Genomic DNA, 26,368 nt, shown 5'->3' on the forward strand with positions numbered 1-26,368 from the left:
TTCTACCGTCTACGGACCGCGCCGCCCAGCACAGCCAGTGACTTGCGGACGACGCTACCGCGTGCAGCCAGTGCCTTGGCAGCCCCTGGCTCCGTTCGGGCGAAAGAGATCACCATCCCGAGGGCGGCCATCGTGGTGATCAGGGCAGAACCACCGGCGGATACCAGCGGGAGCGGCACGCCGATCACCGGCAGGACGCCGATCACCACGCCGATGTTCACGAAGGCCTGCCCCACGATCCAGCAGGCGACGGCGGCAGTGGCCACCTTGACGAACGGGTCGGTGTGCCGCTGGATCACCCGGCTCATCGCCAGCCCGAGCACGGCGAACAGCGTCAGGACCAGCACCGTGCCGAACAGGCCGAGCTCCTCGCCGATCACCGCGAAGATGAAGTCGTTGTGCGCCTCGGGCAGATAGCTCCACTTCTCGCGGCTCCCACCGAGGCCGACGCCGAACAGTCCACCGGTGCCCAGCCCGAACAGGCCGTGCAGGGACTGGTAGCACTCCGACGCCGCGTCGCACTCGGCGCCGTACGTGGCGATGATGCGCTGCAGCCGGTCTCCGCCGTCCTGCTGCACGATGAACACGTACCCGATGACGACCGCGGCGATCGTGGTGCCGAGCCCCAGGAGGGACAACGGCACGCCGGCCACGAAGAACGCGCCCGCCACCAGCAGGCCGATGACGAGCGCCGTGCCGAGGTCTCCCCCGCCGAGCACGAGGCCGATCACCACGACCGCGCCCGGCGCCGCAGGCATGATCGCGTGCGACCACCTGCCCAGCAGCGGCTGCTTGCGGCCCAGCACCGTGCCGAGCCAGATCGCGAGGGCGAGCTTGGCCAGCTCCGACGGCTGGAACCGCACCGGCCCGAACGACAGCCAGTTCTGCTGCCCGTTGGTGATCTCACCCATGAAGATCACCGCGACGAGCAGCACCACCGCGGCGGCGAGCCCCGGCAGCGCGAGGCGCTTGTACCAGCGGACGGGCAGGTGCGCGGCGACCAGCAGGACGGGCAGGCCGATCAGGGCGTACTGCGCCTGGACCAGGAACGCCGTGTACGGCGACCCGCCATCGGCGATCGACGTCACCGTCGAGCTGGACAGCACCATGATCAGGCCGATCACGGTCAGCAGGCCGGTGGTGCCCACCAGGAGGTAGTAGCTGGAGACGTTGGAGTTCCACTGACCCAGCCACGAACGCTCAGGCGCGCTCCGGCTCGTTCCCGTCGTGGCCATCCGCCGTCCTCCCCGCGCGTCAGTGCGTGGTGGTGAGGTCACGCACCACGCGTGCGAACTCCTCGCCACGCCGGGCGTACGAGGCGAACTGGTCCTGCGACGCACCTGCCGGGGCCAGCAGCACGGTGTCCCCCGGCTGTGCCAGGTCCCGCGCTGCGGCTACCGCCCTGCGCATCACGGTCCCAGTGTCACCGGGATCGATCACCACCACCGGGACCTGCGGCGCGTGTCGGGCCAGCGTGTCGGCCAGCGGGCGCGGGTCCGCCCCGATGACCACCGCCGCGCGCATGCGGTCGGCACGGGACGACACGAGCTCGTCGAACGTGGCTCCCTTGGCCAGGCCGCCGGCGATCCAGACCACCGTCCCGTGGGCGAACCCCGCCAGCGAGGCGGCCGCCGAGTGCGCGTTCGTCGCCTTCGAGTCGTTCACGTACGTGACGTCGTCCGCCGTGGTCACCCGCTGGATGCGGTGCTCGCTCGGCCCGAACGACCGCAGGCCGTCGCGGACGGCGCCGGCGGGCACACCGTGCGCGCGGGCCAGCGCCGCGGCGGCCAGGGCGTCCGCCACGATGTGGGTCGGCACGACGCCGGCCAGGTCGCCCAGCTGCTTCAGGTCGGCGAGGGTGCCCAGCTCCGCGGCACTCTTGCGGCGGTCGGGGTCGTCGTCAGCGGCGTGGAAGGCGCGGTCGACGAGCACGTCGTCGACGAGTCCGAGGTCACCGGGGCGGGGCGCGCCGGCCACGAAGCCGACGGCACGCGCACCCTCGACGACGTCGGCCTCGCGCACCAGGCCCTCGGTCGTGGGATCCGCGACGTTGTAGACGCAGGCCACCTGGACGCGCTCGTAGATGCGGCCCTTGTCGCGCGTGTACGCGTCGACGGAACCGTGCCAGTCGAGGTGGTCGGGCGAGACGTTCAGGACCGCACCGGCCTGGAGGGACATCGTGTGGGTGAAGTGGAGCTGGAAGCTCGACAGCTCCACCGCCAGGACGTCGAGGGTGGGGTCGAGAGCTGCCTCGACGAGGGAGCGGCCGACGTTCCCCACCGCGGCGGTGCGCAGGCCCGCCGCACGCAGGATCGCGGCCAGCATCTCGACGGTGGTCGTCTTGCCGTTGGACCCGGTGATCCCGAGCCACTGGGCGGGCTCGCCCGAACCCGGACGGTCGACCCGCAGGCGCCACGCGAGCTCGACCTCGCTCCACACGGGCACGCCGGCTGCCAGCGCCGCTGCGATGACCGGATGGTGCGGCGCGAAGCCCGGCGAGGCGACCAGCAGGTCGGCCTGCGCCAGGACGGCGGCCGCCGCGGGGGCGTCGAGCCCGGAGTGGTCGGCGTCCGCGGCCTTGTCGTCGACGGTGACCAGCGACGCGACACGCGAGGTCAGAACCCGCCGCAGCGACCGCCCCGTGACGCCGAGCCCCGCCAGGACGACCCGTGCCTCCGCGAGCGGGACGCGCGGCTCGACCGTGCCGGAGGCCTCGGACGCGCCGGACGCCTCGGGCGTGCCGGGAACCTCGGTCACGAGGCGACCCACTCGGCGTAGAAGATGCCCATGCCAAGACCCGCGAGCAGGCCCGCGATGAGCCAGAACCGGATGACGATGGTGACCTCGCCCCACCCCGACAGCTCGAAGTGGTGCTGCAGCGGGGCCATCTTGAACACTCGCTTGCCGGTCATCTTGAAGAACCCGACCTGGATGACCACCGACGAGACGATGAGCACGAACATGCCGCCGATGATCACGGCGAGCAGCTCCGTGCGGCTCAGGATCGACAGACCGGCCAGTGCGCCACCGAGGGCGAGCGAGCCGGTGTCGCCCATGAAGATCTTCGCCGGGTTGGCGTTCCACCACAGGAAGCCGACGCAGGCGCCCGTGACGGCCGCGGCGACGATCGCGAGGTCCTGCGGGTCACGCACCTCGTAGCAGCGCGGGCCAGCGGTGGCCAGGAACTGGCACGACTGGTTGAGCTGCCAGATGCCGACCAGCACGTACGCGCCGAACGTGATGATCGAGACGCCGGTGGCCAGGCCGTCGAGGCCGTCGGTCAGGTTCACCGCGTTGGACCACGCCGACACCAGCAGGTTGGCCCAGATCACGAAGAGGATGAGGCCGACGGTGGCGCCGGCGAACGCCAGGTCGAGCTCGGTGTCGCGCAGGAACGAGATCTTGGTCGACGCGGGGGTGCGCGAGTTCTCGTTGGGGAACTGCAGCGCGAGCACGGCGAACGTGATGCCGACGATGCCCTGGCCGATCAGCTTGGCGCGCGCGGTCAGGCCGAGCGACCGCTGCTTGCGGATCTTGGTGAAGTCGTCGAGGAACCCGACCAGGCCGAGCCCCGCCATGAGGTAGAGCGCGAGCAGCGCCGACACGCTCGGCAGCCGCCCCGACACCAGCATCGAGGCCGCGACCCCGATCAGGGTCGCCGCGATGATGATGACGCCGCCCATCGTCGGGGTGCCGCGCTTGGTGAAGTGGCCCGTAGGGCCGTCCTCCCGGACGAACTGGCCGTAGTTCTTGTGGACCAGGAACCGGATGAAGACCGGTGTGCCCAGCAGGGCGATGAGCAGCGCCACCGCGGCGCTGACCAGGATCGCGATCACTTGTTGTTGTCCTTAGTGGTCAGAGCCATCGACAGGTGGTCCCCGAGCTCAGCCAGCCCGGCACCGAGGGACGACTTCACGAGCACGACGTCGCCGGGCTCCAGCGACTCGTCAAGCATCGAGCGGGCGGCAGCCAGGTCGGGTACGAAGATCGACTCCGAACCCCACGACCCTTCCTGCATGGCGCCCTCGTGGATGTGATAGGCGCCGTCGCCGACCACGATCAGCTGCTTGATGTTCAGCCGTACCACGAGGCGGCCTATCTCGTCGTGCGCGGCGCGCGCACCGTCACCGAGCTCGAGCATCTCGCCGAGCACCGCGACGGAGCGACGGGTCCGGCCCGACATCACGGCGAGCGTGCGCAGTGCGGCCTTCATCGAGTCGGGGTTCGCGTTGTACGCGTCGTCGATCACGGTGACGCCGTCGGGCCGCTCGGTGACGGCCATCCGGTGCGGGCTCAGCGCGGTGGCCCCGGAGAGCCGCTGCGCGACGTCGGACACGGTCACGCCGAGGCGCAGCGCCACCGTCGCCGCCGCGAGCGCGTTGCTCACGTGGTGCGCGCCCACGAGCCCCAGCACGACGTCGGCGCGCTGCTCGTCGGCGTCGCCTGGCCGGGCGACGCGCAGCGTGAAGCTCGCGCGGCCCGCGGTGTCCACGGTGATGTTCTCTGCGCGGACGTCCGCCGACGGGATGGTGCCGAAGGTCTGCACGGTGGTCCCGGGGGCGGCCTGGCTCGCCATGGCGACGACGCGCTGGTCGTCTGCGTTGAGCACCACGGAGCCGCCGTCCACGACCCCGGGGACCATCTCACCCTTGGTCCTCGCGATGGCCTCGACGCTGCCGAAGTGGCCGACGTGCGCCACCCCGACGGCCAGCACGACGCCGACGTCGGGCGGCGCGATGCCCGTGAGGTAGGCGATGTTGCCCACCCGGTCCGCGCCCATCTCGAGCACCAGGTAGCGCGTGGCGTCGGTGACCCGCAGGACCGTCAGCGGCAGGCCGATCTCGTTGTTGAACGAGCCTTTGGGGACGATGATCGCGTCGGCGTCGGCGTCGGCGCCCGCACCGGCCTCCGGGCCGAGGAGCTGGCCGAGCAAATCCTTGGTGGTGGTCTTGCCGACCGAGCCGGTCACGGCTACGACCTTCGGCGCGGCCGAGCCGTCGGCCCGGCCGCGTACCGTCGCCAGGACGTGCCGGGCGAGGTCGCCGAGGGCCGCCTGGGGGTCGTCCACCACGACGGTCGGCAGGCCGTCCAGCTCACGGGCGGCCAGCACCAGCGCGGCGCCCGCCTTCACCGCGGTGGCCGCGAAGTTGTGTCCGTCCACCCGCTCGCCCGGCAGGGCCACGAACAGTGCACCGGGTCCGGCGTCGCGCGAGTCGGTGATCACCGCCCCCGTGACCATCACGTCCGGGTCGGCCTGCAGCCGCCCGCCGGTGGCTGCAGCGACCTGCGCCGCAGTCAGCTCGATCATGCCTGTGGTGTCCTCTCCTGCATGGGTACTGCTCGGGTCACGCGTCTCCGCTGCTGTGGCTACACGTCCTGCTGAGGTCGCACCTTCCAGGCCGCCAGCGCGGCGCGCGCCTCGACGCGATCGTCGAGCAGGTGATCCACGCCCGCGATCTCCTGGACGGTCTCGTGCCCGCGGCCCGCGACCAGCACGGTGTCCTCCGGGTCGGCGGCGGCGATCGCGGCACGGATGGCATCCGCTCGCGGGGCTACCTCGTGGACCTCAACGGTACGCGAGCCGCTCCCGTCCACGGCATCGACGGTCCGCTCCGGCGTGCCGTGGCGGCCTGTGCCCGCCAGCACCTCTGCGCGCACCTTGGCGGGGTCCTCGTCGTGCGGGTCGTCGTCGGTCACATAGACGACGTCCGCACCGCGGACGGCAGCGGCACCCATGAACGGACGCTTGCCGGGGTCGCGGTCGCCGGTGGCGCCGAACACCACGGTGAGCCGGCCGGTGGTGGTCGGGCGGAGGGCGGCGAGGCTGAGCTCGAGCGCCTCCGTGTTGTGCGCGAAGTCCACCACCACGCGCGGCGCGGTGGCGAGCACCTCCATGCGACCGGGGACCGTGGCGCTCAGGCCGTTGCCGGCCGCCAGCGCGTCGGTCACGTCCCGGATGTCCGAGCCGCCCTCGAGCACCATCGTCACCGCGAGCGCCGCGTTGGCCACGTTGTAGCCGCCGGGCAGCGAGGTCGAGGTGCGCAGGGAGCGTCCGTCGCGGTGGGTGAGGGTGAACGCGGACCCGGTGCCCGACGGCGCGACGTCGGTCACCGTCCAGTCGGCGTCCCGGTCCGGCAGCGTGGTGAGCGTCGCGACGGGGATCTGCGCTGCCTCGGCCATGCGCTCGCCCCAGGTGTCGTCGACGGTGACGACGGCGCGGCGGGCGCGGGCGGGCGTGAACAGGTCGGCCTTGGTGGCGAAGTACGACTCGAAGTCGCCGTGGAAGTCGAGGTGGTCCTGGGTCAGGTTGGTGAACCCGGCCACGCCGAACACGAGCCCGTCCACCCGGTGCTGCGCGAGCGCGTGGGAGGAGACCTCCATGGCGAGGGTGCGCACCTGGTCCTCGCGCATCGCGGCGAGCAGCGCTTGGAGGTCGGCGGCTTCCGGCGTGGTCAGGACGCTCGGGATCACCCGGTCCCCCGAGCGGGTCTCGACGGTGCCGATCAGGCCGCCCTTCCAGCCAAGGGCCCGCAGCAGGTGGTCGAGCTGGTAGGTGGTGGTGGTCTTGCCGTTGGTCCCGGTGACGCCGAACGTCATGAGGTCGGCGGCGGGGTTGCCGAGCACCCAGGCGGCGACCTGGCCGAGGATCGCGCGGGGGTCGTCGGACACGAGCACCGGCACGTCCAGCTCTCCGACGAGCTCAGCGCCGCGTGCGTCCGTGAGGACGGCAACCGCGCCACGCCCGACGGCGTCGGCCGCGAACTGCGCGCCGTGCGCGCGGGCGCCGGGGAGGGCTACGAACAGGTCGCCCTCCCGCGCCACGCGGTTGTCCGATGCCGCGCAGGTGACCGCAGCGTCGGCGGGATGACCTGGGGCGATGGTGAGGCCGAACGCGATGGCGAGGTCGGAGACCTTGCGCGCAGTCATGGCCGCCGGACGGATCCGGTCGAACGGGGATGTCACGGAGTAGAACCTACCGCTTCCGAGGGGAGGGTCCTGTCCCGTCTGTGCGGCTCGCGTGGCGGTTGTGGGGCGGTCCGAGCACAAGTGGGTCGCACGTGGGTCACGAAATCTTGCGAGAGTCGCACGGCGTGATCCACCACGTAGTGGACGAGCCCGTCAGGCCACATGCCGGGGCACTGATGCGAGCGGGGTGTGTTGCTGTGAGTAGATGTCGTCCACTCACAGCAACACACCCCGTCGACGTAGCGTCACCCCCCGGCCCCGAGCCCCGAGGGCGGCCAGCACGCTCCTAGCGCGCCACCAGGTCGGGCAGCTCGCCGCCCACCAGCTCCTGGCTGTGCAGGTGGCACGCCACCTGCCGCCCCGGCTCGTCCTGTGCCGTCGGCCCCAGGAGCGGCAGCTCCGTACGGCACACGTCCATGACGTGCGCGCAGCGAGGCGCGAACGGGCAGCCCGGCGGGCGCTTCGACAGGTCGGGTGGCGCGCCCGGGATGCCGGTGAGCTCCCGCCGCGGCCCGTGCAGCGGAGGGAAGGATCCGAGCAGCCCCGCCGAATACGGATGCCGGGGTTTCGCGTAGACGTCCCGCGCGACCGCCGTCTCCACGATCTCGCCCGCGTACATGACGGCGATGCGGTCAGCAACCTCGACCAGCAGGGACACGTCGTGCGTGATGAGCACCACGGAGAAGCCCAGCCGCTCGCGCAGCTCCATGACCTGCTCCAGGATCTGGCGCTGCATCACGACGTCGAGCGCCGTGGTGGGCTCGTCCATGATGAGCACCTGCGGCTCCAGCGCGAGCGCCATCGCGATCATGACGCGCTGCCGCATGCCGCCGGACAGCTGGTGCGGGTAGGACCGCAGCCGGTCCGCCGAGATGCCGACGAGCCGCAGCAGCTCGGCCGCCCTCTCCGTGGCCTCCGCCCGGCGCATGCGCGGCCGGTGGGCCAGGATGCCGTCGATGAGCTGCTTCTCCACCCGGTACACCGGGTTGAGCGAGCTCATCGCACCCTGGAACACGATGGCGATGTCGCGCCAGCGGGCGGCGCGCAGCTCGGCGTCGGACAGGGAGAGCAGGTCCGCCCGCTTGCCGTCGCGGCCGGTGAGCCACACCTCGCCGCCCGTGATGAGACCGGGCGGTGGCAGGAGCCGCGTGGCCGCGTACGCGAGGGTCGACTTGCCACAGCCCGACTCCCCTGCCAGCCCCAGCACCTCGCCGCGGTTCAGGGTGAGCGAGACCTCCCGCAGCACGTGCGTGGGGTCGTCGCCGAACCCGTAGTCGACGCTGAGGTTCCGGATCTCCAGGACGGGGTCCGGCTGCGCTGCCGCCGACGAGGGGGTGCTGGTCTGCGTGCTCGTCTCCGTCGGGTTCATGTCCGTACCTCTCGCACCACCGGGGTGAACCCCACACGCGGCCGGATGCCCCGGCGGCGCAGCGAGCGAGCGTGCAGGCCGGTGGACCGCAGGCGGGGGTTGACGATCTCGTCGATACCGAAGTTGACCAGCGTCAGCGCCATCCCCAGCAGGGCGATGCACGCACCCGCCGGCACGAACCACCACCACGCGCCACGCTGCAGCGCGAGGTTGTTCTGCGCCCAGAACAGGATGGTGCCCCAGTTCCACTCGCTGACCGGCGTTATACCGATGAACGACAGCGTGACCTGGGACAGCACGGCGAACAGCACCGTGCCGACGAACCCGGACGCGATCACCGCCGTCAGGTTGGGCAGCACCTCCGCGAGCACGAGGCGCCACGTGCGCTCGCCGTTGGCCCGGGCCGCCTCGACGAAGTCGCGCTTGCGCAGCGACAGCGTCTGGGCCCGCAGCACGCGCGCCCCCCACGCCCAGCCGGTGGCGCCGATGACCAAGGCGACCGTGAGCCCGCCGGCCGAGGGCAGCTGCGCGGCGATCAGGATGATCAGGGGCAGCTGCGGGATGACGAGGAACATGTTCGACAGCGCGGACAGCGACTCGTCACCGACGCCGCCGACGAAGCCGGCGGTCACGCCGACGAGCACGCCCACCACGGTGGCACTCACCCCGGCGACCAGCCCGACCACCAGCACGCCGCGCGTGCCGACGACGATCTGCGACAGGATGTCGCGGCCGGTGTGGTCGGTACCCAGCCAGTGCGCGGCGGAGGGCGGGCTGAGCAGGGCGTCGCTGACCTGGTTCGGGTCGTACGGAGCGATCCACGGGCCCAGCAGGGCGAGCACCGTGAAGAACGCGAGGATGACCAGGCCGGTGATCACCTTGCCGTTGCGCAGGAACATCAGCCGGTTGTTCATCGGTCCTCCGTCCGGGTGCGGGGGTCGAGCAGGGCGTAGGCGAGGTCGGCCACCATGTTCGCCACGAGGACGGCCAGCGTGATGACCAGGAAGCAGCCCTGCATCAGCGGGTAGTCGTGGGTGGAGACCGCCTGGTAGAGCGTGTAGCCGATGCCCTGGTAGGAGAAGACCATCTCCATGATCAGCGTGCCGCCGACCACGAAGCCGAGGGACAGCGCGAAGCTGGAGACCTGCGGCAGCACCGCGTTGCGGGCCGCGTACCCGAGCATGACCTGGCGTTCAGGGAGGCCCTTGGCGTGCGCGACGGTGACGTAGTCCTCCGAGGAGACCGTCACCATCATGTTGCGCATCCCGAGCACCCAGCCGGCCACCGACGACACCACCACGGTGAGGGCGGGCAGGAAGCCGTAGTAGATCACCGAGCCGATGAACTCGCCGGTGAACGCGGGCACGAGGCCGCGGTCGTAGCTGCCGCTGGACGGGAACCAGCCGAGGTTCACCGAGAGCACGGCGATCGTGATCAGCCCCAGCCAGAAGTACGGCACGGCCTGGAAGAACGTCGCGAGGGGCAGCAGGCCGTCGGCCCAGGTCCCGCGTCGCCAGCCGAGGATCGAGCCGGCCAGCGTGCCGATCACGAACGCGATGACCGTAGCGACGCCGACCAGCCCGACCGTCCAGGGCAGCGACTGGTTCACGATGTCGGCAACGGGCGTGGGGAAGTGCGTGAAGGACAGACCCAGGTCGCCCCGCAGGAGCATGCGCCAGTACTCGACGTACTGCTCCCACAGGCCGAGGTCCTGGTCCAGGCCGAACAGGACGCGCAGCGACTGCTCCGCCTGGGAGTCGATGCGGCCCTGCATGCGGCCCATGAGGGCCGTCACCGGGTCGCCGGGCAGCATCCGCGGGATGAAGAAGTTGATGGTGATCGCTGCCCACGCCGTCAGCGCGTAGAACACGACCCTGCGCAGCACGAACCTCATGCGGCCGCCTCCCCTGCGCTGGTCGCCGAGCCGGTCGGGACGCCGACGTCGGGCCGGTCGTCCCGGTCGCTGTAGCCCCAGCAGGCCGCCGACCGCCCCGGCGCGACCTCGATGAGCGCCGGCGTCTCGCTCCGGCACAGGTCCCTCGCGTAGGGGCAGCGCGGCGCGAAGCGGCAGCCGGGCGGCGGGTCCACGAGGCTCGGGGGCTCGCCGCCGGTCCCCTGGTCCCGCACGGCCGCCGCACCGGCGCCCGCCAGGTCGTCCGGGTCGGGCGCTGACGCGACGAGCAGCCGGGTGTAGGGGTGCAGCGGCTCCTGGGTGACCGACTCGCTGTCGCCGGTCTCCATGACCTGCCCCGCGTACAGCACGGTGGTCCGGTCGGCGAAGTACCGGGCCGACGCGATGTCGTGCGTGATGTACAGGATGGCGATCCCGAGCCGGTCGCGCAGGTCCGCCAGGAGGTTGAGGATGCCGAGCCGGATCGAGACGTCCAGCATCGAGACGGGCTCGTCCGCCAGCAGCACCTCCGGGTCCGCGGCGAGCGCCCGCGCGATGGCGATGCGCTGCCGCTGCCCGCCGGACAGCTCGTGCGGGTAGGAGTCGACGTACCGCTCGGCGGGCGTGAGGTGCACCCGCTCCAGCAGCTCGGTCAGTGCCGCCTCCAGCTCCGCGCCGCGCAGCGTTCCACCGGTCGGATGGCGGCGGTGCAGACGTAGCGCGCGGGTCAGCGTGTAGCGCACGGGGTGCACCGGGTTCAGGGAGGCGAACGGGTCCTGGAAGATCATCTGCACGCGTTGCGCGTACGCGCGGAACGCCCGCCGTCCCCGTACCCGCGCGTCGACACCGTCCAGGAGCACCTGCCCGCCCGTGAACGGGATCAGCTGGGCCAGGAGGCGGGCGACGGTGGACTTCCCGGAACCCGACTCCCCCACCACGGCCAGCACCTGGCCGCGGTGGAGCTCGAGGTCCACGCCGTCCACCGCGTGGATCGCCCGGGCGGGCGGACGCCCGTTGACGCGGCGTCCCCCCGCCCGGAAGTGCCCCGCACGAAAGTGCTTGGTGAGGCCGCGTGCGGCCAGCACCGGTGAGCTCGTACTCATCAGCCGTCCGCAGGCTCGAGGTTCATCAGGATCTGGGCGGCCTGCACCCCGGTGGGCTGGGGCTGGTTGTACGGGTCCTCCTCGGACGGCCAGCCCACGTAGTTCTGCGTCGAGTACTGCGCGGTGGCCGGGCGGGTCCAGATGGCGATGCCCGGCACCTCCTCGACGAACACGTCCTGGATGGTGGCGAGCGCCTCGGTGCGCGCCGCCTCGTCCGATGCGGCGGCGTAGTCGGCGAGCGCCGCGGTGGCGTCGTCGTGTCGGAACCGGCCGAAGTTCCAGGTGGCCGGCTCGCCCGCCTTCACGTAGTGCGCGCCGTCCATGATGTCCGAGTACATGTCCCAGGGTGTCGCGCCGCCGTCGGTCCAGTGCAGGGTGGCCTGGAAGTCGCCGCCGGGGATGATGTCGGCGAACCAGCCGTCCTGGTTGACCGGGTTGACGGTGGCGGTGGCGCCGAGCTCGGCGGCCGAGTTCTTGATGAGGTCGAGCGCGGTCAGGTAGTCGTTCCAGCCGGCCGGGTTCACCAGCTCGAACGTCACCTCCTCGCCGTCCGGGTCCACGAGCTTCTCGCCCTCCCAGGTGTAGCCGGCGTCCTCGAGCAGGGCGCGGGCGCCCTCGACGTCGACCTCGTACTCGTGGCCGGCGTGCTCGGCGGTGACGAACTCCTCACCGGCGGGCAGCGGCAGGCCGGTGACGCTGGTGAGCGCAGGGTTCACGCCGGACGTCGCGACGTCGACGAGCTCCTGGCGGTCGATCACCATGTTGAGCGCCTGCCGGAACGCCTTGTCGTCGAACGGCTTGGTCTCGTTGTTCAGGTACAGGACGTCGATCCCGAGGCCGCCGGCGGCGTACTGGTTGTAGTGCTCCGGGTCCTGGGCGATGTAGACGTTCTCGAAGTCGGCGATGAACGTCCAGCCCCACTGTGCCTCGCCGGTGGTGAGTGCGGTGGTCAGCGCGTTGTTGTCGTTGTACGACGAGTAGCGGATCTCGGGGACGGCCGGCTCGCCGCCCCAGTAGTCGGTACGGGCCACGACGGTGGCGGCCTGCGGCGTCCACGACTCCAGCGTGTACGGGCCCGTGCCGACGGGGTCGGGGTTGGTGTCCGTGGTGGGGTCCTCGACGTCGGCCCAGATGTGCTCCGGAACCATGACCAGGTCGTAGAGCTTGGACTGGTTGACGAACTGCCCGGCCGTGAACGTCACGGTCACGGCCGTGCCGTCGGTCTCGACCGTGTCGTAGGGCAGGGCGCCGGTGTTGAGCGCCTCGAAGTCCTTGCGCAGCTGGATCGAGAACGCGACGTCGTCGGCGGTGAACTCTTCACCGTCCGACCAGGTGACGCCTTCGCGAGGCGTGATGACCGCCTCGGTGTAGTCCTCGTTCCACTCGACGCTGTCGGCGAGCCAGGGTGCAGGCTCCTCGGAGGGGCGCGCCTGGTTACGCATCATGAGCGGCTCGTAGATCGTGAAGGCGTAGCCGAGCGAGAGCGCCGACGAGCCCGTGGCGAACGGGCTGTGGTTCTCGGTCTGGACGCCGTTCGGCATGCCGACCGTCAGGGTCTCGCCGCCGCCCGCCTCGGTGGTGCCTCCGCCGCCTCCGCCGCTGCAGGCCGTGGCCAGCAGTGCGATGGCTGCCGCCGCTGCGGTCGCGGCGACGTGCTTGTGAATCCTCACGGTGTGCCTCCTTGCACTCCTCCCGCGTGTGCGGGACGGATGGTGGGTGATCACTTGGTTCCGGCGCCGGGCTCTTCCCCTGGCCGGACTGTCAGCTCGTTGGTCAGTCGCAGGTCCGCGACGGACCTTCCGGTGCGCAGCCGGTAGGTGCCCGGCGGCGTGGTCCAGCCCTTGGCCTGCGGGTCCCAGACCTGCAGCGCCCGAGCCGGGACGGGTACGCGGACGGTGGCGCTGCCCATGGCGGGTACGTCCGCCGTGGCGAAGCCGCCGAGCCACCGCACCGGGCGGCTCGGTCCGCCGTCCGGCGCCTCGACGTACACCTGGACCACTTCGCGGCCCGCGCGGCGGCCGGTGTTCCGGACGGTCGCGTACACGGTGAGGGTCGCAGGGGCGTCGTGCGCCTCGCCCCTGGCGAGGACGGCGTCCTCGTACTCCCACGTGGTCCAGCCGAGCCCGTGCCCGAACGGCGCGGCCGGCGCCGGACCTGCCGGCTCGGCCGCCAGCCGGCGTTCCCAGGCCCGGTAGCCGATGTCGGTCCCCTCGGCGTAGTCGACGACCCCGTCCACCGGGCGCGCGTGCGGCACCGGGACGTCCTCGAACCGCGCGGGGAGCGTCCAGGGCAGTCGCCCGGACGGTTCGGTGGCGCCGGTCAGGACGTCGGCGAGCGCCGTGCCGGCCTCCTGGCCGGGCAGCCAGCCCCACAGGACGGTCGGGACGTCGTGGAGCCAGGGCAGCAGCACGGGCGCACCCGCGTTGACGACGACGACGGTGCGCGGGTTGACCGCGACGACGCGGCGCACGAGCTCGTCCTGGTTGCCCGGCAGGTCCAGGTCCGGCCGGTCGTAGCCCTCCGACTCGACCTCGGCCGTCGTGCCGACCAGCACCACCGCGACGTCGGCGGCCGCTGCGGCCTCGACCGCTGCGGCCAGCTCGTCCTCTGCCGACGGGCCCGGCAGGCGGTGCACGAGCGCGGCGCGGACGAAGTGCCCGTAGCCGACGGCGTGCACCACCTGCAGGGTCGCGTCGACGACGGCGGTGCCGCGCACCGTGGCGAGCTCTGCGATCGGGTGGTTGTGCCCGGAGGACAGTACGATGTCCTCGTCGACCCGGGTGCTGCCCGCGGCGACCTCTGCGCCGTCGATGCGGACCTGGTGCACGCCGACGGTGCCGACGCCCAGCTCGTGCTCGCCCGGCTCGTCGAGGCGGACCTCGGCGCGCAGCCGGACGGCGTCGGCGTCGGGCCGCACGTCGTGGAGCCAGCCGGTCCACTCACCGGCCGTGTACTCCTCGAGCGTGCTGCCGTCGGTGGCGAGCAGGGCAACGTGCAGCCCCGGCTCGCCCGACACGGGGTCGGTGCACCGGTCCACGTCCAGCTCCGGCGGGTTGTGCAGGGCACGGGCGCCGGCCAGCAGCGTCACCTCCGAGCCGTGGGGCAGCGCGGCGCGCAGCTCCTCGGCGGGGTACGTGAGGCGGTCGGGGTGCACGAACGAGGACCCGCCGCCCTGGAAGAACGGCTCGACGGCCGCTGGACCGAGCAGCGCCACGCGCACCGGGCGGGCACGGTCGTGCACGAACGGCACCAGTCCAGCGTCGTCCTTGAGCACGACGACGGAGCGTGCGACGAGCTCGCGCAGGAACTCGTCCGATGTTGTGGGCGTGATCGTTGCTGATTCCTGCCCCGTTTTAGGCTCAATGTTCCCGCCCACAACAAGGGGGTTGTCGTCGGGGGAGCGCAGGCGGCCGGTGCGGCTGGCCAGACGGAGCAGGCGGAGCACCTTGTCGTCGAGCTCCGACTCCGCGACCTCGCCGGAGCGGACGGCGTCGAGCAGGCCGTCGCCCCACGCGCCGTCGGGCCCGGGCATCTGCAGGTCGAGTCCACCGCGGACGGCGGGCACCACCGACTGGGTGGCCACCCAGTCGCTGACGAACAGGCCGTCGTAGCCCCACTCCTCCTTGAGGAGGTCGACCACGAGCGGCCGGTGCTCCAGGAGCCGGGCCGAGACGCCACCGGTGTCGGCGCCGTTGTAGGCGCCCATCACCGACCACGGGACGACGTCCTGCACGAGCCGCTCGAACGGGGCGAGGTAGGCCTCCCGCAGCGTCCGCTCGTCGAGGCGTGCGAGGTAGCGCGTGCGCTCGGTCTCGGAGTCGTTGGCGACGTAGTGCTTGACGCACATCCCGACGCCCTGCTCCTGCGCGGCGCCCACGAGCGCCACCGCGATCTCCGCCGTGAGGTGGGGGTCCTCGGAGTAGCACTCGAAGTGCCGTCCGCCCACGGGGGTGCGCTGGAGGTTGACCTGCGGGGCGAGCACGACGTCGACACCGTGCCTCCTGGCCTCGGCGGCGAACAGCGCGCCGGACCGGCGGGCCAGGTCCAGGTCCCAGGTGGCGGCGAGCGCGGACGGGGCGGGGAACATCGCCGACGTCCCGCCGTCCGGCCCGCGCACGCCGACCGGCCCGTCGGACATCACGACGGGCTCCAGCCCGAGCCGCGGCACGGCCGTGGTCGCCCACATGGAGGCGCCCACGACGAGCGACACCTTCTCTTCGGCGGACAGCTCGTCGAGGAGGCGGAGCAGCTCTGGCTCCGGGGTGGCGGCCTGGGGAATGGTGGCCTGCGGGGCTGTGGCCTGGGGTGTGATGGCCTGCGATGACAACGTGTTCTCCGTTCAGCGTCGGACGGCTGCCACGCATTCAACCACACTTACTTACAGGTTAGTAAGCCCGTTCACCCCGTATCGTTGTGGCATGTCCGAAGCGACCGAGCAGGCTGCCCCGAAGGCCAAGCGACCCACCCGCGCCCACCGGCGGGAGGAGATCCTCGCCGCGGCCACGCGGGTGTTCGGGTCGAAGGGCTACCACCAGGGTTCGCTGGTCGACGTCGCCGCACAGGTCGGGATCACGCACGCCGGGGTGCTGCACCACTTCGGCAGCAAGGACAAGCTGCTGTGGGAGGTGCTGGAGTACCGCGACCGCGTGGACGTGCAGCACCTCGAGGGCAAGCACATCCCGGGCGGCCTGGACCTGTTCCGCCACCTGGTCACCACCGCACGCCTGAACGCCGACCGCCGCGGCATCGTGCAGGCGTACGCGGTGCTCACCGGGGAGTCGGTCACCGACGGCCACCCGGCCTCCGGCTGGGTGGCACAGCGGTTCTCGGTGCTGCGCGGCGAGATCTCCGAGGCCGTACGGGACGTGGCCACCGAGCGCGCCGTGCAGCTGCCCGACGGCGAGGCCGAGCGCGCCGCCAACGCCGTCATCGCGGTCATGGACGGGCTTCAGCTGCAGTGGCTGCTCGACCCGGACGCCGTCGACCTCGCGGAGGCCACCCGGTTCGCTATCGAGTCGATCCTGACCGCCACGCTGGGCAGCACCGTGCAGATCGCAGGCACCTGACCGGCGCGGGACTCACCACTCGGTCCTGAGCCGGCGGTCGCGGTCCTCGCTGGGCGGCACGTCCATCTTCTGCAACGTGAACCCCATGATGTCGCTGAACACCGGGGCCGCTACATCACCGCCGTAGATCGAGCTGCTCGGGCTCTTGAGGAACACGGAGACGGTGTACCGGGGATCGTCCGCCGGGGCGACCCCGATGAACGAGGCCATGTACGTCCAGCCGTTGCCTGCTGGCATCTGCGCGGTACCGGTCTTGCCCGCCACCCGGTAACCGGGCACGACGGCGTTGGTACCGGTACCGCCGTCCCCTGTCACCGTCTCCATCATCTCCACGACGGTGTCGGCCGTCTCCTCCGAGACCACGCGCTCACCCGGTTCGCGTTCGGCCGGCGCCACCGTGCCGTCCGGGCTCTTGGTGCCCTTGAACAGGGTCGGCGTCATCCGCACACCGCCGTTCGCCACCGTCGAGAAGACGCTGGTGGCCTGCATGGCGTTCACGGACAGGCCCTGCCCGAACAGCACCGCGTACTGCGTCCGGCCGTCCCAGTCCGAGACGTCGGCCGGCGGCATGAGGCCCACCGACTCGCCCGGCAGGCCCAGCCCCGTCGGCTGGCCGAAGCCGAACCGCTGCAGGTACTCCTGCCGCTCCACGAGCGGGATCTTCTCCCCCACCTGGACGGTCCCGGTGTTCGACGACTGCGCGAGGACGCCCGTCAGGGTCAGCCGCTGCACCGGGTGGTCGTGCGAGTCGTGGAACGTCTGGCCGTTCGGCGTCGTGTACGTGTCCGGCACGGTGAACCGGCTGTTCGGGTTCCAGTAGCCGCCCTCGAGGGCGGCGGCCATGGTGACCACCTTGCCCGTCGATCCCGGGTCGAACACGTCCTTGACCGCACGGGACCCGCCCGCCACCGCCGACGTCGACCGGTCGTTCGGGTCCACCGCACCGGAGTCCGCGAGCGCGACGATCTCGCCCGTGCGCACGTCCTCGACGATCGCGATGCCGTACTCGGCACCGGAGGAGCGCTTGGCCTCGTCGATGGCGTCCTGCGCCTTCCACTGGATGTCGTGCACCAGCGTGAGCTGGACGTCGTTGCCAGGCACCGCGGGGACCGACTCCTGCCCCGCCGCAGGGATGCGCAGGCCGTCGAGGCTGCGCTCGTAGGTGTCCGAGCCGGCGGTGCCGGACAGCAGGTCGTCGTACGCCGCCTCGATCCCGCCCTGGCCGGTCTGCTCGTGGTCCACGAAACCCACCAGCGAACCCGCCACCGTGCCCGACGGATAGGTACGCCGCGAGGTGAGGTCGGTCCGGATGTACGCGCGGATCTCGAGGTTGGAGATGGCGCGCTGCGCCTCTGGCACCACGTTCTTGGCGAGCACCTCGTAGCGGGAGTCGCCGACGAGCTGCGCCGCGAGCTCGTTCTTCGGCAGGTCGAGGATCGGCGCGAGCAGCTGGGCGATGCCGAGGGCGCCGTCCTCCACCTTCTTCCCGTCGACGTGCGGGCGGCCGGTGCCCCTGAAGTCCTTGATCGCCTTGGGGTCCGCGACAACCGTGTAGCGGTCCACGGAGGTCGCGAGCGTCACGCCGTTCGCGTCGGTGATGTCGCCACGGTGCGCGGGGGTCAGCGCGGTGGCCGTTCGCTCCGCCTCCGCCTTCGCGGCGAGGGTCGGCCCCTCGATGAGCTGCACCTGGACGAGCCGCACCAGGAACACGAGCACCACCACCACGGCGAGGCCGACCAGCCAGCGCTGCCGCACCTCCGGGCGGCCCGGCCGAGGCGGCAGCGGGCGGGCCACCCGGGACCGCGCTGGGCGGGCCTGGGCGGGGACCTTCCGGCCACCCTCAGGTGCCTGAAGACCCAGCCGCGCGCTGGTCGCACGGGGCTGGGTCCTCGTGGGGGACGACCGCTTGGGCTGCGGCTTCTCCGCCCGGGCTTGTCGCGGCTGAGGCTTTCCCGCCTGGGCGCCGCCCTGCTTGCGCTGTGGGGCGGGGGCCTGCTTGCGCTGTGGAGCAGGGGCCTGCTTGCGCTGCGGGGCGGGTGCCTGCCTCGGCCTGCCCTCGTCCCGGGCCGGCCGGCCCGTGCGCGGCTGGGCGGCACGGGGCCCGGCAGCGCGCCCCGACGGGTTGCGCTGCCGGCCCGAGCCCGACGTCGGCCGGGTCATCGGTCTGTCCCCTTCACCACCTTGCCGGTACGGAGACTGACCATGGTCGGGTTCTCCGCCGGCACCATCCCGAGACTGCGCGCCTTCGCGGGCAGGCTCGTCTCGGCGGCGCTCAGGTCCTCCTGGAGGCCCTGCACGTCCTGGGCGGTCTGCGCGACCTCGCCCTGCAGCTCCGACATCTCGTAGGAGCCGCGGGCCAGCGTGGTGTTCAGCACGAGCACCGCGACGAGCGAGACGACCATCAGGGTGGCGCACAGCACCAGGAACGGCACGCGGCTCTTCGAGTGCAGCGGCGCGCGGACGACGTCCAGGCGGCTGCCGCGCTGGGCGGCGCCCCCGGAGATAGCGGTCAGCGGAGCCCTGCGGGTACGGGGCAGCTCGGCCGGACGGGCAGCGCGGGCCGTCGCAGCAGTGGAAGCGCTCATCGGCGGTCCTCCTTCGCGGTGTGGTGCTTGGTGGTGCGGTGACGCAGGTGGTCGGGTGTGGGCCGCAGCCGGCGTGCGGCACGTAGCCGGACCGACGCCGAGCGCGGGTTGCGCTCCCGCTCTTCGGCGTCGGCCTCCTCGGCGCCCCGGGTGAGCGCCTCGAGGTAGGGCCTGTGGGTCTCCGGCTCGACGGGCAGCCCAGCCGGCGCGGACGACGTCGTGCCCTGCGCGATGGCGCGCTTGACGATCCGGTCCTCCAGCGACTGGTACGACTCCACGACGATCCGGCCACCGACGGCGAGCGACTCGATCGCGGCCGGTACGGCGCGCTCGAGCACCTCGAGCTCCCCGTTCACCTCGATCCGCAGCGCCTGGAAGGTGCGCTTGGCCGGGTGACCGCCGGTCTTGCGGGTGGCGGCGGGGATGCTGGCCCGCAGCAGGTCGACGAGCTCGCCGCTGCGGTCCCACTCACGCTCCGACCGGCGACGGACGATGTTCTTCGCGATCCTGCTCGCGAAGCGCTCCTCGCCGTACTCCCGCAGGATCCGTGCGAGGTCGCGCTCGTCGTAGGTGTTGAGCACGTCGGCCGCCGTCAGGTCCTGGGTGGAGTCCATCCGCATGTCGAGCGGCGCGTCCTGGGCATAGGCGAAGCCGCGCTCGGCCTCGTCGAGCTGGAGCGAGGACACCCCGAGGTCCATGAGCACGCCCTGCGCTGCGCCGCCTGCGTGCTCGTCGACGACGGACACGATCTCGTCGTAGACCGCATGCACCGGCGTGAAGCGGTCGCCGAACCGGGCCAGCCGCTCGCCCGCAAGGGCCAGCGCCTGCGGGTCCCTGTCGATGCCGATCACACGGGCCGTCGGGATCTGCTCGAGGACGGCCTGGGTGTGCCCACCCATGCCGAGCGTGCAGTCCACCAGGACCGAGCCGGGCTCGGTGAGCGCCGGAGCGAGCAGGTCGACGCAGCGCTGGAGCAGCACCGGGAGGTGACGGTCGGCAGCGTCGCTGCTGTGGCCGGGACGGTTGTCGGTCGCGTTCATCGGTGCCTCCTCTCGTGCGTCGTGCCCTGCCGTACTGCTGAAACTGCACCTGCCGAAACTGCACCTGCCGAACCGGCCGTGCGGGGCCGGCCGTCCGGTCAGGTCTCCCTCCGCACGGTTCCGGCGGCGGGGAAGTGCGCCGGATCCTGCGGGAGGAGGCCTGGCCGTACGGCCGCCTGCCTCGCCTGCCTAGAAGCTCAGCCCGGGGAAGATCTCCTCGGCCTGATCGATGTAGTCGGGTTCGGTCTGTTCCTGATATGCGGACCAGGCTGCTGCGTCCCACACCTCCACGCGGGTACCGACCCCGATCACGACCACTTCGCGGTCCAGGCCGGCGTACTCGCGCAGGTGCGTCGGGATGGAGACCCGGCCCTGCTTGTCCGGTACTTCGTCGCTCGCTCCCGCCAGGAAGTTTCGCGTGTAGTCCCGCGCAGCCTTGCTCGTCACCGGCGCCTGCCGGATCTGGGTGTAGATCTGCTGAAACTCATCCATCGGGAGAAGAAAGAGGCACCGTTCCTGCCCCTTGGTCATGACCAGACCGCTGGACAGACGCCCCCGGAACTTGGCGGGAAGGATCAGTCGGCCCTTCTCGTCCAGCTTCGGGGTGTACGTACCGAGAAGCAGGCCCAGACCCGCGAAACCTTCTGCCATCGCAGTCATGGGCCAACACCTCCTCTCGCTCCCGCACACTCCACGCTACTCCACTTTCCACCACCACACTCGGAAAAACGATGGGGAGAACTACCCACCAGCCCTCAATGCGCAGGTCAAAGAGGTAAAGAGCAGGTGGAGGAAATTCATGTCCGGCGCGGCGTGGAATGTCGGACTAGCCAGCGCTCAGCCGCGGTCTGGTCAGCATCCACAGGCTGGGCAGGTGGCCGATTCGGCGGGGCAAATCAAGTTCCGGGATCTGTGAAGACCGCGTGATGCAGACAACAGAGTGCTTTACATCTCTACTACGCTGGACCAGCCGGGAGGCGCCAGCCGCCCCGGTTCCAAACCGGCGCGTCCACGCGCCAGTAAACCGGCCTGGCAACTCGGCCCTGATGGAGGTCTCCCCCTGTGCACACGGAACCCGCCCCGCCCGGCCTCGCGGACAACCACTACAGCGGCGGGGCCGCCCCACAGGGAGCGCCCGGGCCGGGCGCGCTCGACGAGCTGGTAGAAACCATGGCCCGCGTCCGCGGAGCGGTCGAGTCGGTGGTGACGGGCCGGCCAGGACTGGCCGACATCACGCTCGCCGTCCTGCTCGCCGAGGGCCACCTCCTGGTCGAGGACGTACCGGGAGTCGGCAAGACGACGCTCGCCAAGGCGATCGCCCGGAGCATCGACTGCCACGTCGGGCGCATCCAGTTCACGCCCGACCTGCTGCCGAGCGACCTCACCGGGGTCAACATCTTCCGCACGGGCAGCCACGAGTTCGAGTTCCGTCCCGGTCCGGTGTTCAGCAACATCGTGATCGGCGACGAGATCAACCGCGCCTCCCCCAAGACGCAGTCCGCGCTGCTGGAGTGCATGGAGGAGGGCCAGACCACCGTGGACGGCACCACCCACCAGCTCCCCCGGCCGTTCCTCGTGGTCGCCACGCAGAACCCGGTGGAGATGGAGGGCACCTACCCGCTGCCAGAGGCACAGCGGGACCGCTTCATGGCACGCATCACGGTGGGCTACCCGGACGCCGACGCAGAGATCCTCATGCTCGACCGGCAGGAGACCAGCGCCCCGCTGGCGCACCTGCAGGCCGTCACCGACGGACGCTCGATGCTGCGGTTCTCCCAGGTCGTGCGGTCCCTGTACGCGTCGCCGTCGGTCAAGCGGTACGTGGTGGCGCTGGTCGGGGCGACCCGTGAGCACACCGGGCTGCGACTGGGTGCGTCGCCGCGCGCGTCGCTCCAGCTCCTGCGCGCCGCCAAGGCCATAGCGGCCATGGCGGGCCGCGACCACGTGCTGCCCGACGACATCCAGCGGCTCGCTCGCCCCGTCCTGGCCCACCGGCTCATCCTCACCACAGAGGCCCGGCTGAGCGGCGTGACCCCCGAGACGCTCGTCGACGAGATCGTGCAGCGCACGCCCGTGCCGGCGCTCGAGCCCGCCGACCGGCGTCAGTTCTGAGCGGCCAGGACGTCAAGCACATGAGATGGCGTGACACGCTCACCCGGATCAGCAGGGTCCGCCTGACGCCGCGCGGTATCGGAGCAGCCTGCCTCGGCGGTGCGCTGGTCCCCCTCGGGCTCGTGCTCACCCTCCCCGACCTCGTCGGGCTGGGCGCTGCCGCGCTGCTCGCCGTGGCGGTGGCCTGGGTGGCCATCGGGACCCAGCGGCTCGAGTCGGGGCGCGGCGCCCTGCACGTGACGCGTGCCGTGGCGCCCAACCCTGTCGTACGCGACCGGACCGCTGAGGTCAGCCTCCTCGTCGCCGCGCACCAGGCCAGCGGCGCGGCGTACGAGCGGCTCTCGCGGCTGCGGCTCTCCGAGCAGGCGGCCCACGAGCTCGCAGGCCATCAGGGGATCCGTGCCCGGGTCTCGGCACGGGCCGACCGGATCGCCGTGCACTACTCGCTGACCCCCACACGGCGGGGACGCTGGTCGCTCGGACCGCTGCTGACCACCCGGACCGACGTGTTCGGCCTGGTCCGCGCGACCCAGCCGCTCGGCAGCGCGACGCACGTGCCCGTGTGGCCGCGCACCGTCGAGCTGGCCGTGCGCACCCGTTCGGTGGGCGACGTCGACCACTCGTCCACGGGAGCGCGACTGCAGTCGAGCGACGACTCCGTGCTGCGCGAGTACGTGGCGGGCGACGACCCGCGCCGTGTCCACTGGGCGAGCGCCGCTCGGCGGGGCCAGCTCATGGTCCGGGCGGACGAGAGCGCCGGGGTACGCCCGGTCACCGTCCTGCTCGACCGCTCGCTGCTCCCGCACTGGCAGGAGGCCGGCGGCCCGCGGCGTCCGGCCGCCGTGGACGACGGCGAGTGGGCGGTCGAGCTGGCGGCCTCCATCGCCACGTCGTTCCTCGACGCAGGGCACCCCACCCGCCTGCTGACCACCGCCGTCGCACCCCGGCTCGAGGGTCAGCGGTTCGCGACCACGCGAGCGAGCCGGTCGGCCCTGCTCGACGCCTGCGTGGACATCCGCGGGCACCGCGGCGCCGCCGAGGGACACCACGCGACGACCACCACGGCGCATGCGCTCCGGCTCGCCCGGACGGCCGGCGAGATCGTCATCGCCGTGCTCGGCCCGCACGACCCCGACGCCCGCCACGCCCTTGCCACCCTTGGCGTCGAGGGCACGTGCTGGGCGCTCCTGGTCTCTCCGAGGAGTCCAGGGTTCCAGCACGAGCTGGACGAGACCGCCGCCGAGCTCCGCGCGTCCGGCTGGCACGTCAGCACCTCGGAATCCAGAACCGACCCGGAACGTGCCTGGGCCCTGCTCGCGGAGCGTGCACTGTGATTCCCGCACACCGCGGACCGCTGGTCCGCACGGTCGCCTCTGGCATCCTCGTCGCCATCGCCGTGATCGCGTCCATGCACGCGCTCACGCTCGTCATCGACCCCGGCCCGTGGCTCACCGTCGGCACGACCGGCGTCATCCTCGTGTCCAGCACCAGCTGCGTGGTGCGGTACGTCCTGATCCGCGCGGCCGTCGACCGCGCAGCCGTCCGCCGGGCCGCCGGACAGGGCCCGAGCGCCGACCGCGCCGCCGACCGCGCGTCGGGCAGCGCGTCGTTCGTCGCGACGGCGGCCGGTGTGGTGGTCGCGTTCTGGTTCATCCTTGCCCGCTACGGCGGTCCCGGCCAGCGCTTCGAGCCGTTCGTGGGGCCGGACTCCCTCGACCAGGTCATCGAGCGGTTCCGTCAGGCCACCGAGACGATGAGCACCCAGGTCGCCCCGGTCGGTCCGGGCGAGGCCATCAGCATGGTCGCCGTCGGCGGCACGCTGCTGGTGCTGCTCGTGACGGACTCGCTCGCCGGCGCCCGGATGCCCGGCTTCGCCGGCGTGCCCCTGCTCCTCCTGTGGACCCCGCCCCTGACCCTGATCGGTGAGGTCCAGTGGCCGGTCTTCGTGATCAGCGTGACCGCGATGCTCCTGCTGCTCACGGTCGACCCGGTGGGTGTGACGCCCGGCAGGCACAGCGAGTCCGACTCGGCGGCGGTGCGACGCGCGCAGCGGTTCCGCTCCTGGATCACCGCGCTCACGTCCGTGGCGGTCGCCGCAACGTCGCTCGGCGTCGCGACCGGCATGGCGTCGCTGCCCGCGCTGGCCGGGACGTGGAACCAGCTCATCTCCACGCCGTCCGACACGGTCGAGCTGTCCTCGGAGCTCGACATGCGCCAGCCCCTGAGCGCGCGCTCCACCAGCACCGTGCTGACGTACACGATCGGCGAGGACGACACCCCGGGCCCGCTGCGCGTCATGACCCTCACGGCGTTCGACGGTGTCCAGACCCGCCGTGCGGTATCCGAGGGCGGCCTGGCGGACTTCGACTCGTCCACGGTCCTCGCGCCCGACGGCGAGAGCGCGGTCGGCGAGGCCCGGCAGATGGACATCGAGATCGACCAGCTCACCGGCACGGAGCTGCCGCTGCCGCTCGAGCCCCGCTCGATCGACGTCGCCGGCGACTGGGCCTACGACGCGATCCGTGACGAGGTGCGTGGCTCCGACGGCACGGAGCCGGGCGCCGAGTACAACGTCGCGGTCATCGATCGCGAGCTCACGCCGGAGCGGCTCCGCTCCACGCCGGCGTCCGGGGACCCCCGGTCGGCCGGCTACACCGAGGTGCCCGAGACCGAGCATCGGGACGAGATCGCCTCCTACGCGTCAGCGGTCGCCGGCGACGCACCCACCCGGTTCGACGCGGCGGTCGCGCTCCAGAACCATCTGCGGTCCGGCGAGGGGTTCGCGTACAACCCGGACGCCGACTACCGGGGCTCGTCCGACACCGTCTGGGACTTCCTGCAGAACAAGGAGGGGTACTGCACGCAGTACGCCCTCTCGATGATGGTCATGGCCCGCAGCCTCGACATCCCCGCGCGGATCGGGATCGGCTGGCTGCCCGGCCGGCCGGACGGCCAGGGCGGCTATCGGGTCACCGGCCAGGACTCCCATGCCTGGCCCGAGATCTACTTCCCGACGGTCGGCTGGGTGCGGTTCGAGCCGACGCCCCAGGTCCAGACGGGCCCGCTGCCCTCGTACGCGAACCCGGGCGCCGGCAGCGCACCGAGCGCCTCGCCCACGCCGACACGGGCCGCCGATGTACCCACGCAGCAGCCCACCCGGGCACCCGAGCAGTCGGATCCGGCCGCCTCGGCGGGCGGCTCGTCCGAGGGCAGCGACATGACCGACCGGACGCTGCCAGGGTGGGCCTGGGCGGTGGCGATCATCATCGGTCTCGGCGTGCTCGGTGGGGCAGCCTGGCTGCTGCTCCGGCGGCGCACGGAGGCGGAGGTGCTCGACCCCGAGCGGGCGTGGTCCCGCGTCCTGGCGCTGCTCGCGGAGCAGGATGTGCGCCTGGGCCCGTCGGTCACCCTGCGCAGGGCTCCGGCGTTCATCGCCGACGAGGTGCACACCCGCACGGGCACACCCCTGCCCGACGACGTCGCGGAGCGCCTCACCGCGCTCGCCGACGCCGCCGAGGAGGAGCGGTACGCCCGGCACGCGAGTCCGCCGACGGCCGAGGAGCTCGAGGAGCTCACCGAGGCCGTGACCACCGAGCTGACGGAAGCGCTGGCACGCAAGCCCTGACGTTGAGCGGGCGGTGGCGCACGACAGGAGCCGGGCCCCGCGGGGCCCGGCTCCTGTTCATGTGGCTGTGTCAGTCACATCACGTTGTGCCTGTCACGCACATGGGTCGGTGGTCCTTGTCGAACCACCGGCGTCGGTCAGTCGGCCTGTGACCTACTGACCACCCTGATTGCGCCGGTTCTCCCAGCGCTCCTCGAGACGGGCGAGGAAGCCGCCTGAACGGCCGCCGCTCTGCCGCTTTCGGGGCTTACGTGCTCGCCCCTCCGGCGGCTGGACCGTGCCGTCTTCGCCGACGACGCCGACCGGACCGTCCTGCTGCTTCTTGCGCGGTCCGAGGAACGCGAAGACCACACCCGCGAACATCAGCACGAAGCCGATGGCACCGAGCCAGGTCTGTGACGTTGCCGCACCGACGACAAGGAGAAGCAGGCCGACGACAACGCCGACCCCGGACAGCACATAGCGCAGCGCGTTACCCCGACCTGTGGACTGAAGCGTATTAGCAAGCCGCGGGTCGTCTGACGTCAGAGCACGCTCCATCTGCTCCAGCACCCGCTGCTCGTACTCGGACAGAGGCATCGAGACCCCCGGATCTCGCAAAGGAACAGTGT

Annotated in this window: 20 protein-coding genes; 4 read left to right on the forward strand and 16 right to left on the reverse strand. The window is 71.9% G+C overall.

The genetic code is table 11. The annotated features are described in order from the left end of the window. Positions 1 to 2 precede the first annotated feature (2 nt). The 11 genes from ftsW to ACFS27_RS20985 all read right to left on the reverse strand — a co-directional run bounded on the left by ftsW (position 3) and on the right by ACFS27_RS20985 (position 15,656). Positions 3 to 1,235, reverse strand: coding sequence for a putative lipid II flippase FtsW (ftsW, locus tag ACFS27_RS20935; RefSeq protein ID WP_377186930.1), 1,233 nt, complete (start codon positions 1,233 to 1,235; stop codon positions 3 to 5). A 19-nt stretch (positions 1,236 to 1,254) separates the two neighbouring features. After that, complete coding sequence (murD, locus tag ACFS27_RS20940; RefSeq protein ID WP_377186933.1) at positions 1,255 to 2,757, reverse strand: UDP-N-acetylmuramoyl-L-alanine--D-glutamate ligase; 1,503 nt, start codon at positions 2,755 to 2,757, stop codon at positions 1,255 to 1,257. Beyond that, a complete protein-coding gene (gene mraY, locus ACFS27_RS20945) occupies positions 2,754 to 3,836 on the reverse strand; it encodes a phospho-N-acetylmuramoyl-pentapeptide-transferase (RefSeq protein WP_377186935.1) in 1,083 nt (360 codons plus the stop codon). Before mraY ends, murD begins: the two co-directional genes overlap by 4 nt. After that, positions 3,833 to 5,308, reverse strand: coding sequence for a UDP-N-acetylmuramoyl-tripeptide--D-alanyl-D-alanine ligase (locus ACFS27_RS20950; RefSeq protein WP_377186938.1), 1,476 nt, complete (start codon positions 5,306 to 5,308; stop codon positions 3,833 to 3,835). The genes mraY and ACFS27_RS20950 overlap by 4 nt, the downstream gene beginning before the upstream one ends. A gap of 59 nt (positions 5,309 to 5,367) precedes the next feature. Next, the gene (locus ACFS27_RS20955; RefSeq protein ID WP_377186941.1) at positions 5,368 to 6,963 is read right to left on the reverse strand and encodes a UDP-N-acetylmuramoyl-L-alanyl-D-glutamate--2,6-diaminopimelate ligase; all 1,596 of its coding nucleotides are present in this window, start codon (positions 6,961 to 6,963) and stop codon (positions 5,368 to 5,370) included. 289 nt (positions 6,964 to 7,252) lie between these two features. Further along, positions 7,253 to 8,335 (reverse strand): ABC transporter ATP-binding protein, encoded by a 1,083-nt coding sequence (locus tag ACFS27_RS20960; RefSeq protein WP_377186944.1) that lies wholly within the window; start codon positions 8,333 to 8,335, stop codon positions 7,253 to 7,255. Then, positions 8,332 to 9,249 (reverse strand): ABC transporter permease, encoded by a 918-nt coding sequence (locus ACFS27_RS20965; protein ID WP_377186947.1) that lies wholly within the window; start codon positions 9,247 to 9,249, stop codon positions 8,332 to 8,334. The genes ACFS27_RS20960 and ACFS27_RS20965 overlap by 4 nt, the downstream gene beginning before the upstream one ends. Further along, a complete protein-coding gene (locus tag ACFS27_RS20970; protein WP_377186950.1) occupies positions 9,246 to 10,229 on the reverse strand; it encodes an ABC transporter permease in 984 nt (327 codons plus the stop codon). Before ACFS27_RS20970 ends, ACFS27_RS20965 begins: the two co-directional genes overlap by 4 nt. Continuing rightward, entirely contained in the window at positions 10,226 to 11,329 is a 1,104-nt protein-coding gene (locus tag ACFS27_RS20975; protein WP_377186953.1) for an ABC transporter ATP-binding protein, read from the reverse strand. The genes ACFS27_RS20970 and ACFS27_RS20975 overlap by 4 nt, the downstream gene beginning before the upstream one ends. After that, positions 11,329 to 12,999 (reverse strand): ABC transporter substrate-binding protein, encoded by a 1,671-nt coding sequence (locus tag ACFS27_RS20980; protein ID WP_377186956.1) that lies wholly within the window; start codon positions 12,997 to 12,999, stop codon positions 11,329 to 11,331. Before ACFS27_RS20980 ends, ACFS27_RS20975 begins: the two co-directional genes overlap by 1 nt. 50 nt (positions 13,000 to 13,049) lie before the next feature. Beyond that, on the reverse strand, positions 13,050 to 15,656 hold the full coding sequence (locus ACFS27_RS20985) for a beta-d-glucosidase (RefSeq protein ID WP_377186959.1): 2,607 nt from the start codon (positions 15,654 to 15,656) through the stop codon (positions 13,050 to 13,052). 91 nt (positions 15,657 to 15,747) lie between these two features. Between ACFS27_RS20985 and ACFS27_RS20990 the strand changes: the two genes are divergently transcribed. After that, positions 15,748 to 16,395 carry a TetR/AcrR family transcriptional regulator gene (locus tag ACFS27_RS20990; protein ID WP_377186961.1) on the forward strand — a complete coding sequence of 216 codons (648 nt, stop codon included), beginning with the start codon at positions 15,748 to 15,750 and terminating at the stop codon, positions 16,393 to 16,395. Between the two features lie 12 nt (positions 16,396 to 16,407). On the opposite strand, the gene ACFS27_RS20995 is transcribed toward ACFS27_RS20990, so the two are convergent. The 4 genes from ACFS27_RS20995 to mraZ form a co-directional block, all read right to left on the reverse strand. Beyond that, positions 16,408 to 18,555 carry a peptidoglycan D,D-transpeptidase FtsI family protein gene (locus ACFS27_RS20995; protein ID WP_377186964.1) on the reverse strand — a complete coding sequence of 716 codons (2,148 nt, stop codon included), beginning with the start codon at positions 18,553 to 18,555 and terminating at the stop codon, positions 16,408 to 16,410. Next, positions 18,552 to 18,980: a hypothetical protein gene (locus ACFS27_RS21000; protein WP_377186967.1), complete on the reverse strand. Its 429-nt coding sequence runs from the start codon at positions 18,978 to 18,980 to the stop codon at positions 18,552 to 18,554. Before ACFS27_RS21000 ends, ACFS27_RS20995 begins: the two co-directional genes overlap by 4 nt. After that, positions 18,977 to 20,020 (reverse strand): 16S rRNA (cytosine(1402)-N(4))-methyltransferase RsmH, encoded by a 1,044-nt coding sequence (gene rsmH / locus ACFS27_RS21005; RefSeq protein WP_377186970.1) that lies wholly within the window; start codon positions 20,018 to 20,020, stop codon positions 18,977 to 18,979. Before rsmH ends, ACFS27_RS21000 begins: the two co-directional genes overlap by 4 nt. 189 nt (positions 20,021 to 20,209) lie before the next feature. Beyond that, the gene (gene mraZ, locus ACFS27_RS21010) at positions 20,210 to 20,680 is read right to left on the reverse strand and encodes a division/cell wall cluster transcriptional repressor MraZ (protein ID WP_357463347.1); all 471 of its coding nucleotides are present in this window, start codon (positions 20,678 to 20,680) and stop codon (positions 20,210 to 20,212) included. A 402-nt stretch (positions 20,681 to 21,082) separates the two neighbouring features. Between mraZ and ACFS27_RS21015 the strand changes: the two genes are divergently transcribed. From ACFS27_RS21015 to ACFS27_RS21025, 3 genes are read left to right on the forward strand one after another with little or no spacing between them, the layout of a single operon-like run. Then, complete coding sequence (locus ACFS27_RS21015; protein WP_377186973.1) at positions 21,083 to 22,132, forward strand: AAA family ATPase; 1,050 nt, start codon at positions 21,083 to 21,085, stop codon at positions 22,130 to 22,132. A 20-nt stretch (positions 22,133 to 22,152) separates the two neighbouring features. Continuing rightward, positions 22,153 to 23,466 carry a DUF58 domain-containing protein gene (locus tag ACFS27_RS21020; RefSeq protein WP_377186976.1) on the forward strand — a complete coding sequence of 438 codons (1,314 nt, stop codon included), beginning with the start codon at positions 22,153 to 22,155 and terminating at the stop codon, positions 23,464 to 23,466. Continuing rightward, complete coding sequence (locus ACFS27_RS21025) at positions 23,463 to 25,757, forward strand: transglutaminase domain-containing protein (protein WP_377186979.1); 2,295 nt, start codon at positions 23,463 to 23,465, stop codon at positions 25,755 to 25,757. The genes ACFS27_RS21020 and ACFS27_RS21025 overlap by 4 nt, the downstream gene beginning before the upstream one ends. Positions 25,758 to 25,910: 153 nt before the next feature. Here ACFS27_RS21025 and ACFS27_RS21030 read toward each other — a convergent pair whose 3' ends face one another. After that, entirely contained in the window at positions 25,911 to 26,336 is a 426-nt protein-coding gene (locus tag ACFS27_RS21030) for a DUF3040 domain-containing protein (protein WP_377186982.1), read from the reverse strand. Positions 26,337 to 26,368 lie beyond the last annotated feature (32 nt).

This window comes from Promicromonospora vindobonensis (assembly GCF_042685865.1).
Taxonomy (GTDB): Bacteria; Actinomycetota; Actinomycetes; order Actinomycetales; family Cellulomonadaceae; genus Promicromonospora; species Promicromonospora vindobonensis.

What these genes read in the sequence shown, in the direction of transcription:
- rsmH (WP_377186970.1), bottom strand. Translation starts at nt 20,020, where the DNA reads ATGAACGCGACCGACAACCGTCCCGGCCACAGCAGCGACGCTGCCGAC.
- ACFS27_RS20950 (WP_377186938.1), bottom strand. Translation starts at nt 5,308, where the DNA reads ATGATCGAGCTGACTGCGGCGCAGGTCGCTGCAGCCACCGGCGGGCGG.
- mraZ (WP_357463347.1), bottom strand. Translation starts at nt 20,680, where the DNA reads ATGACTGCGATGGCAGAAGGTTTCGCGGGTCTGGGCCTGCTTCTCGGT.
- ftsW (WP_377186930.1), bottom strand. Translation starts at nt 1,235, where the DNA reads ATGGCCACGACGGGAACGAGCCGGAGCGCGCCTGAGCGTTCGTGGCTG.
- ACFS27_RS20975 (WP_377186953.1), bottom strand. Translation starts at nt 11,329, where the DNA reads ATGAGTACGAGCTCACCGGTGCTGGCCGCACGCGGCCTCACCAAGCAC.
- ACFS27_RS20965 (WP_377186947.1), bottom strand. Translation starts at nt 9,249, where the DNA reads ATGAACAACCGGCTGATGTTCCTGCGCAACGGCAAGGTGATCACCGGC.
- ACFS27_RS20995 (WP_377186964.1), bottom strand. Translation starts at nt 18,555, where the DNA reads ATGACCCGGCCGACGTCGGGCTCGGGCCGGCAGCGCAACCCGTCGGGG.
- ACFS27_RS21030 (WP_377186982.1), bottom strand. Translation starts at nt 26,336, where the DNA reads ATGCCTCTGTCCGAGTACGAGCAGCGGGTGCTGGAGCAGATGGAGCGT.
- ACFS27_RS20970 (WP_377186950.1), bottom strand. Translation starts at nt 10,229, where the DNA reads ATGAGGTTCGTGCTGCGCAGGGTCGTGTTCTACGCGCTGACGGCGTGG.
- ACFS27_RS20990 (WP_377186961.1), top strand. Translation starts at nt 15,748, where the DNA reads ATGTCCGAAGCGACCGAGCAGGCTGCCCCGAAGGCCAAGCGACCCACC.
- ACFS27_RS20960 (WP_377186944.1), bottom strand. Translation starts at nt 8,335, where the DNA reads ATGAACCCGACGGAGACGAGCACGCAGACCAGCACCCCCTCGTCGGCG.
- ACFS27_RS21000 (WP_377186967.1), bottom strand. Translation starts at nt 18,980, where the DNA reads ATGAGCGCTTCCACTGCTGCGACGGCCCGCGCTGCCCGTCCGGCCGAG.
- ACFS27_RS21020 (WP_377186976.1), top strand. Translation starts at nt 22,153, where the DNA reads ATGAGATGGCGTGACACGCTCACCCGGATCAGCAGGGTCCGCCTGACG.